Origin of the sequence: Candidatus Avelusimicrobium sp. (genome assembly GCF_051874775.1) — a bacterium.
Taxonomy (GTDB): Bacteria; Elusimicrobiota; Elusimicrobia; order Elusimicrobiales; family Elusimicrobiaceae; genus Avelusimicrobium.
In genome coordinates this window covers 1-7,438 of sequence record NZ_JBJEGE010000031.1, presented here as the reverse complement: position 1 = coordinate 7,438, position 7,438 = coordinate 1, and the positions used below count along the sequence as shown (strand labels likewise).

The following is a 7,438-nucleotide window of genomic DNA, read 5'->3' as shown; positions in this document are numbered from 1 at the left end:
TGCGGATTTCTGCGGTATTGATGCGTATACTAAGGAATGCTGCAGTGATGGTACGACAGCGACTACAGATGGTACAGCTGCCTCTGAGGGAGCTGCGGGAACGATGGCTGCATTTGCGGCAGGGTCTGCTTGTACTGCTCCCGCTGCTGCTGGTACTGGTCTGTAAGCGTTTTAAGGTATTTGCCTTTTCCGCCTCCCGCAGTTTGGGGGGCGGTTTTTTTATGCCACGGCGGTGGTTGAGTACTGTTATTCCCAAATAGTTAATATCACTTGGCAGGGCGGATGTAGGGATGATGTCTTTTTATTATTCCTGTCCACGCCGCGTACTTGGCGGGCTGTCTGCTCAAATATTATTGCAGGAGGGAAGCTGCGGGCAGCATGCCGGAATCTGTTGTGCTTCTCTTCGTCATTCCGGAGGGTTGTAATCCGGAATCTGTCGTTACAAAAAACCCCGCGCAAAACTGATGCGCGGGGTTGAATCGGAGTTCGGTTACCTCGGGTAACTTATTTCGCCTCTTGGGCCGCTTCGGCCGGAGCTTCAGCTTCGGTTTTGGCGGCGGGTTTTTTGAGTTCCTGCAAGCGGGCGGCTTTACCGGAGAGTTTGGTTAAGTAGTTGAGTTTGGCTCTTCTTACTTTGCCGATCTTGAGGACTTCAATGCTGTCCACGCGGGGGGAGTGAATCGGGAAAATGCGTTCCACGCCCACGCCGAACGAAATTTTGCGCACGGTAAAGGTTTCGCTGATGCCGGAACCGCGGCGGGCGATTACTACGCCGTCAAAAGCCTGAAGTCTTTCGTTGTCACCTTCGACTACTTTTACTTTCACGCGCACGGTGTCGCCGGCTTTGAACTGCGGAATGTTGGTTTTGAGATTGTGTTTAATGTCGTTGATATTCATAAAACTTACTTCCTCCGAATCGTTTTTTTCTTAGTGACCTTTTTTGGCTTTAGAGAGGCGGTTTCAAGCAAATCGGGTCTTAACTGTTTTGTTAATTGTAAAGCTTGTTCGCGTTTCCACGCTTCAATTTCTTTGTGGTTTCCGTTAAGCAGCACCGCCGGTACTTTTTGTCCGCGCCATACTTCGGGGCGCGTATACTGCGGGGCTTCCAACAAATTTTCCTCAAACGACTCCGTAACCGTTACGCCTTCTTTTTTAAAAGTGCCTTTTTGCAGCCGCGTAATTGCGTCTATCATTGTGCAGGCGGCGAGTTCTCCGCCCGTCAAAATGAAGTTGCCTAAAGATACTTCTAAATCCACCTCGGGATAAATCCGCGCGTCGATACCTTCATAATGCCCGCACACGAAAATGAGGTGGCGTTTTTTTGCCAATTTTTTAGCCAGTTCTTGGTTAAAAGTTTGGCCGCGCGGACTGGTTAGTACGACGTACGACGTTTTTTTGCGCAACTTGTTAATCGCCTGATACAGCGGCTCGGCTTTCATTAACATCCCGGGCCCGCCGCCGTAAGGGCGGTCGTCTATGGTTTTGTGTTTATCCTGCGCAAATGCGCGGGGGCTTAACGTAGCCAACTTGATTATCCCCGCTTTGCGCGCCCGCCCCACAATGCTGTGAGAGAGTGCGTGATCTATCATTTCTTCAAAAGCGGTGATAACGTCTATTTTCATTAGTCTTCCAGCTTTAGGGTAACTTTTTTATCCTGGTTGGCGGCGGCCGCGTTTAACACGGTGCGTACGGCTTTAATGATACAGCCGTCCTTGCCAATCACTTTACCTTTGTCGGCGGCGTCCACTTTCGTGGACAGATAAACTTTGTTTTGTTCCACTTTTTCTTCCACCACCACGTTTTCGGGCGCAGAAGAAAGGGATTTTAACAGCAGCGTCGCGAGTTCTTTCATAACGCGCACCGCAGTTTATTTGGCGCTGGCTTTTTTAATCAAGCTGGCGACGGTTTCAGACGGTTTTGCGCCGACTTTCATCCAATATTCCACTCTGGGCATATTGAGTTTAACTTGTTCGGACGCATTGGGGTTGCAAGGGTGATACTGGCCCAACACTTCTTTCGCTTCTTTGCCGACCGCGGAAGATTTTTCAATCGCGACGACTCTATACTGAGGCTGGGCTTTTTTGCCGACTCTCTGTAATCTGATAACTACTGCCATTTATAACTCTCCTTATGATGCTTTTGCATTGGCGCAAAAGACTGATAATTAAATGTCCGAGGCCGCCTGTCTGATTTGGTTGAGGGCCGTTACAGGGTCCGCGGCTTTGAAAATTGCACTGCCGGCCACTAACGCGTCCGCGCCCGCCCGTGCTGCCAAGGGGGCCGTCTCTGCGTTAATGCCGCCGTCCGTTTCCAGCCAAATCGCGCGGCCGGAATCGTTAATAAGCGCTCTTACCCGTTTGATTTGTTCTTCGGCTTCGGGCAAAAACGCCTGCCCGCCGAAGCCCGGGTATACGCTCATTACAAGCACTAAATCCAACCGGTCCAAATACGGGGTAATCCGTTGGGGATCCGTGTCGGGTTTGATGGAAAGGCCCGCTTTTACTCCGGAATTTTTAATCTGTTCCAGCGCAAAGGATACGTCGTCCTTGGCTTCGATATGCACGGTCAAAAGATCCGCGCCCGCCTTGGCAAACGGCTCAATAAAGAGCAGCGGTTTTTCCACCATTAAATGTACGTCTAAAGGTAAATTTGTTTTTCCGTTCAAAGAACTGACGACGGACGGCCCAAAACTTAAATTCGGCACAAAATGTCCGTCCATTACATCTACGTGCAGCCAATCCGCACCTGCGGTTTCCACCATTTTTACTTCTTCGCCGAGTTTGTACAAATCGGCGGACAGGATGGAGGGCGCAATAGATATTTTACCATTTGCGCGGGGCATTTTGGAAGCGTTTTTCATTCCACCTCCCGCTCGCGCACCAAAATTCCGTCCGTAAACACGCGTACAGTGGCGCGGCCGGAGTAGGGGATTTCAAGGTCTATTTTAGAACCCGGCTGTTTTGTTTCGTTCAAAATTTCACGGTCGCCGGTAGCATCCTCTAACGTTACGCGTACGCGGCTGGCGTTTTTGCCTTGCGGCATTTCATAATGCAAGTGATAGCTCTTTTCTTCGTCGTTAATTGCACGACGGCTGACGACTACTTCCAGATTTCCTTCCGGTGAAATTTGAGAATCCGCTTCCGGTCGTTGGGACGCGATGGACCCGTTGGGAAATACGGAGTTTTTGTCTTCTTTAATGATTAAATTGATGTTCTGCGAGCTGGCCCACAGGGTGGCTTCGGCCAGTTTTTTGCTTTTAAAGTTGGGTACTAAAATCACGCTGGCGGGCGGTGCGCCGTTGGATAACACGAGCGACACTTTTCCGCCTTTTTGTACCATACTGTCGGCCTTGGGCGATTGGGAAACGATAAGACCCTTTTCGTAAGTAACGGAGTACGCATTGTCCACTTTTTCCACCACGAGCCCCGCCTGCCGTACAGCCAGTTGCGCGGCGCGCAAGTCGCTCCCTACGGTGTTGGGCACAAACACCATTTCGTCGCCTTGGCTGATCCAAACGCGGATAACGCGTCCTTCGCGCACGGTGGAACCGGCTGAGGGAATCTGGCGCAATACAGACCCGGGGGGAACGCTTTGCGCAAATTCTACTCCCGCCTGTTTTAACGCCAAATTACTGGTGGCCAGCATATCAAGGGCTTGGGTAACGGGTTTTTTGGTTAAATCGGGAACGGTAACTTCCTTGCGGGTATGCACTAATGCGCTGATGACCCAGTCCGCCGATACGGCGATAAGCGCGATAAAAAATGTAAGCACTACGCCCGCCGCAATCCATTTGGCGCGGTGGGATTTCTTTTTTTTCTTTAAAAAATCTTCAAAACTTTGATTGTTGTCGGCCATTATTCTACAAACACCTTTTCGCCCGATTTGAGGCCGCGTCCGTTGGCAAATGCTTCGGCGGACATCGGTTTTTTACCGGCGGGGTGTACCTCGTTCAACCACAAACTTCCTTCTTTACATTTTACTAAAATTCCCTTGTTGCGTTCAATGCAAAGCACCGTACCTGCTTCTGCCGGTTGGTTTTCGGCAGGCTCCGTGCGTACGATTTGCAGCCATTCCGTTTTGCCGTTACGGGTAAACGGAATTTTCGGCTTGGGCCCGCACGCAAGGCCGCGTACTTTATTGTGAAGGGTCAGGGCGTCCAGTTCGGCGGGGCGCAAAAGTGCGTCCTCTTTTGTAATCATAGGCGCGAGGGTCGGTTTGCCCGTTTGCGGAAGTTGAGGTAAGTCGCCGTTTTGGGCGCGCGTGAGGGTTTCTTTCAGCGCTTCCAAGCCCAAGGGAACGAGTTTTTCAAATAAGGTGCGCGCGTTGTCTTGCGGCAGAATGGGGATTTCTTTTTGTAAAAACAGAGGGCCGTCGTCCATTCCTTCGCGGATCCAAAAGGTGGAAACGCCCGTTTGCGTATATCCCTGAATAAGCGCTTGCTGAACGGGCGCCGCGCCGCGCAAGTGCGGCAGCAGCGAAAAATGCACATTAATAAGCCCCAGTTTGGGCAGAGCCAAAAAATTCGGGCGGAAGATTTTTCCGTACGCCACCACGATACCCAACTCAAACGGAACGGCGGCGATTTGGTCAAAGCTGTCTTTTAATTTCTCAGGCGATAACACGGGTATGTTTAACTCCAGCGCGCGCGCTTTTACGGGGCAGGGAGAAATTTCCATTCCGCGTCCGCGCGGCTTGTCGGCCTGCGTGACGGCGAGCTGCAAATCGGTCAGTTCGCGGGTAAGTTCCAAAAAAGGCACGGCGATATCGGGCGTGCCGAAAAAAACGGTTTTTAAGTGGGTCATTACTTATATTTTAACAAAAAGGCGTGCGGGCAGGCCTTGTTTTTAAAAAGCTATAATATACGTATCTTGATATAAAGAAGGTTTTTATGACGCTTTCTTCCCAAGCTGAACAACAAATCGTAAACCGCGTATCGTTTGTGGGTATTGCGGGGAATATTATACTATCGGCGTTTAAGTTTTTTGCGGGTATTTTCGGCCATTCGGGTGCGATGGTGTCCGACGCGGTACATTCACTGTCGGACGTATTTGCCACATTTGTGGCGTGGCTGGGGGTGCGGATGTCGGCCAAGGCGGCCGATAAAGAACATCCCTACGGGCACGAACGGTTAGAGTGCGTGGCCGCGCTTATTTTGGGGACGATTTTGGCGCTTACGGGGGCGTTTATCGGTTATGAAGGCGTGCGCAAAGTGTTGGCCGGAAACGATGCGGATTTGGCCGTTCCGCGGGCGATAGCGTTGTGGGCGGCGGTGATTTCCATTATTGTAAAAGAAGCGATGTACTGGTACACGCGTTACTATGCAAAACTTTTAAATTCTTCCGCGTTTATGGCCGACGCGTGGCACCACCGTTCGGACGCGTTTTCCTCCGTCGGCTCTTTGGCCGGCGTAGGCGGCGCGATGTTGGGGTTTCCCGTATTGGACCCGCTTGCAAGCGCGGTAATTGCGTTGTGCATTTTAAAAGTATCGTACGATATTTTAAAGGACGCCGTTTCTAAAATGCTGGACACTTCCTGCGGGGAAGAATACGAGCGGAACCTGCGGCATTTTATAGCGCAAATTTCCGGCGTAGTGCGTGTAAACAGCGTACAGACGCGCCAGTTTGGCAATAAAATTTACATTGATGCGGAGATAGCCGTAGACGGGAATTTAAGTCTAACGCGGGCGCACGATATCGCCTCGTTGGTGCACGACGAAGTGGAAAAACGGTTTGAGAACGTCAAACACATTATGATTCACGTGGAACCGGCATAATGTAGAAAGGAAGAATCTACGGTAAAGAGTATTTTTTCTATAACAGCGTCCTGATGTTAAAAAAAGTAAACTTAAAAAAGTTTATCCAGAGTATGGAGAAAGGGTTAATATATATTGATTTTGATGCGCGCACAGGGCATAACCACGGTACCAAGTTGCGTATTAGATATAACGATATTCCTTATTTATATGAGACGGTAACCTCTGTTGTATAACGAGGTTGTCTGCAAAACAAGCTGCAAGCTTGCGAAGGTTATAAATTAAAAAAACTTTCGCGGGTGCTTTTTAAAGTAATGTATCCCTCTCCCTCCGGCGTAAGCGGGGGGAGTTCTTTATTAGCAAAACCGAAATGCCACGGGCTTCAGTGCGGGAAGTTTCATTGGGCTGTCAAGTATTTCTTTGGCAAATGCAGGCATAAAAATTTTCGGCTTGCTTGCGCGGGCGCGGAGGGAACGGGCGGGGCGGATCGCTCCTTGACCCGTTTTTTTTTTTTGATACGATAGGGTTATTCCGTAGGGTTTCTGTGCGGGACATCCCAATGGGGGTTTATTTCGTCAAAATCGGTAGATTCTGAGCAGAAACGACTCAGGATGACTTAACGCGGCGGGTTTGGCGGCCTAAGCGTTTTATTACGTCATTTTGGAGGGTTGCAATCCGGAGTCTGTCGTTTCGCACGAGCGAGATCCCGTATAAAGGCACTACGGGATGACGCCACAAATAAAGCCGCAAAGCATAATTGGGGAGGAAAATAAGATGAAAGGATTTACACTTATAGAATTGTTGGTAGTTGTTCTGATTATCGGTGTTTTAGCTGCCGTTGCACTGCCGCAGTATGAAAAAGCCGTTGGCAAGGCAAGGTATGTTCAAGCGCAAACGCTGTTGGAAAGCTTATATAAAGCCGAGCAGGTCTATTATATGGCTAACGGCACGTATACCACGCATTTTGCTGATTTGGATATAGAAGTTCCCGATAAGCAAAAGATACAGGAGGAGAGCGATGGGGATACATATAGAGAGAAATGGGGGGATTGCAAGTTACACAATACAGAATATGGTAAATGTGACATAAAATTCGGAACAGGAGGTGTATGGTATATGCGTCGTTGGAATAATGTCGTTCCTACTTCGTGTTGGGTATATCCCCGCGATAATCAGAAAGGACATGATTTATGCCGCACAATGACGGGGCATAATGAATCTCATCCTTCTAGCAGCGGGCTATATGCAGTTTATTATTTTTAAGATTATGTTTTTAATAAAGCGCCAAAGAAAGCTGCGGACTATAGGGCCGCGTCCTGCGGTTTTTTCCTTTCGGGGTTTGTTTTAAACAAAAACAGCGCTCTGCCTTTCCAATTTCTGCGCGGTTAGGCGCCCGCAGGGGGAGTTTGCGTTGCTCCACGCTCTCTTACGAATTAAAAAAGCACCCGTAAAGGTGCTTTTTAAATTCAATGGTAGGTGTAGTTTAAGTAGCACGATGCTATTCTTTAGCCCCGGCTTGTTTCAAAAGGATAGCTATTTCTGTAAATCCACGCTGATTGGCAATTTGCAAAGGAGTCCAATGATTATTATCCTTCACGTTTACATTAGCCCCGTTGGTAAGTAATAATTTTACAATTGCTATGTTTCCTCTATCGCAGGCCATCATCAAAGGAGTCACTCCATCCA

At 49.2% G+C, this 7,438-nt stretch carries 11 protein-coding genes; 3 read left to right on the top strand and 8 right to left on the bottom strand.

The window, feature by feature from the left end; genetic code table 11:
• Positions 1–504 precede the first annotated feature (504 nt).
• From rplS to fmt, 7 genes are read right to left on the bottom strand one after another with little or no spacing between them, the layout of a single operon-like run.
• A complete protein-coding gene (rplS, locus tag ACI351_RS06940) occupies positions 505–897 on the bottom strand; it encodes a 50S ribosomal protein L19 (protein WP_439734521.1) in 393 nt (130 codons plus the stop codon).
• Between the two features lie 5 nt (positions 898–902).
• The gene (trmD, locus tag ACI351_RS06935) at positions 903–1,622 is read right to left on the bottom strand and encodes a tRNA (guanosine(37)-N1)-methyltransferase TrmD (RefSeq protein WP_439734520.1); all 720 of its coding nucleotides are present in this window, start codon (positions 1,620–1,622) and stop codon (positions 903–905) included.
• Complete coding sequence (locus ACI351_RS06930) at positions 1,622–1,852, bottom strand: KH domain-containing protein (RefSeq protein ID WP_439734519.1); 231 nt, start codon at positions 1,850–1,852, stop codon at positions 1,622–1,624. The genes trmD and ACI351_RS06930 overlap by 1 nt, the downstream gene beginning before the upstream one ends.
• Positions 1,853–1,867: 15 nt before the next feature.
• Positions 1,868–2,116, bottom strand: a complete 249-nt coding sequence (gene rpsP / locus ACI351_RS06925) for a 30S ribosomal protein S16 (protein ID WP_439734518.1) — start codon at positions 2,114–2,116, stop codon at positions 1,868–1,870.
• 48 nt (positions 2,117–2,164) lie between these two features.
• Positions 2,165–2,860: a ribulose-phosphate 3-epimerase gene (rpe, locus tag ACI351_RS06920; protein ID WP_439734517.1), complete on the bottom strand. Its 696-nt coding sequence runs from the start codon at positions 2,858–2,860 to the stop codon at positions 2,165–2,167.
• Entirely contained in the window at positions 2,857–3,855 is a 999-nt protein-coding gene (locus tag ACI351_RS06915) for a PASTA domain-containing protein (protein ID WP_439734516.1), read from the bottom strand. Before ACI351_RS06915 ends, rpe begins: the two co-directional genes overlap by 4 nt.
• Positions 3,855–4,802, bottom strand: a complete 948-nt coding sequence (gene fmt / locus ACI351_RS06910; protein ID WP_439734515.1) for a methionyl-tRNA formyltransferase — start codon at positions 4,800–4,802, stop codon at positions 3,855–3,857. Before fmt ends, ACI351_RS06915 begins: the two co-directional genes overlap by 1 nt.
• 86 nt (positions 4,803–4,888) lie before the next feature.
• Between fmt and ACI351_RS06905 the strand changes: the two genes are divergently transcribed.
• From ACI351_RS06905 to ACI351_RS06895, 3 genes are all read left to right on the top strand, one after another.
• Positions 4,889–5,773, top strand: a complete 885-nt coding sequence (locus ACI351_RS06905; RefSeq protein ID WP_439734514.1) for a cation diffusion facilitator family transporter — start codon at positions 4,889–4,891, stop codon at positions 5,771–5,773.
• A gap of 14 nt (positions 5,774–5,787) precedes the next feature.
• Entirely contained in the window at positions 5,788–5,988 is a 201-nt protein-coding gene (locus tag ACI351_RS06900; RefSeq protein ID WP_439734522.1) for an MvaI/BcnI family restriction endonuclease, read from the top strand.
• A 538-nt stretch (positions 5,989–6,526) separates the two neighbouring features.
• Entirely contained in the window at positions 6,527–7,015 is a 489-nt protein-coding gene (locus ACI351_RS06895; protein ID WP_439734513.1) for a type IV pilin protein, read from the top strand.
• Positions 7,016–7,250: 235 nt separating this feature from the next.
• On the opposite strand, the gene ACI351_RS06890 is transcribed toward ACI351_RS06895, so the two are convergent.
• Positions 7,251–7,438, bottom strand: a 188-nt coding sequence (locus ACI351_RS06890; protein ID WP_439734512.1) for an ankyrin repeat domain-containing protein, incomplete at its 5' end; no start/stop codon positions are given.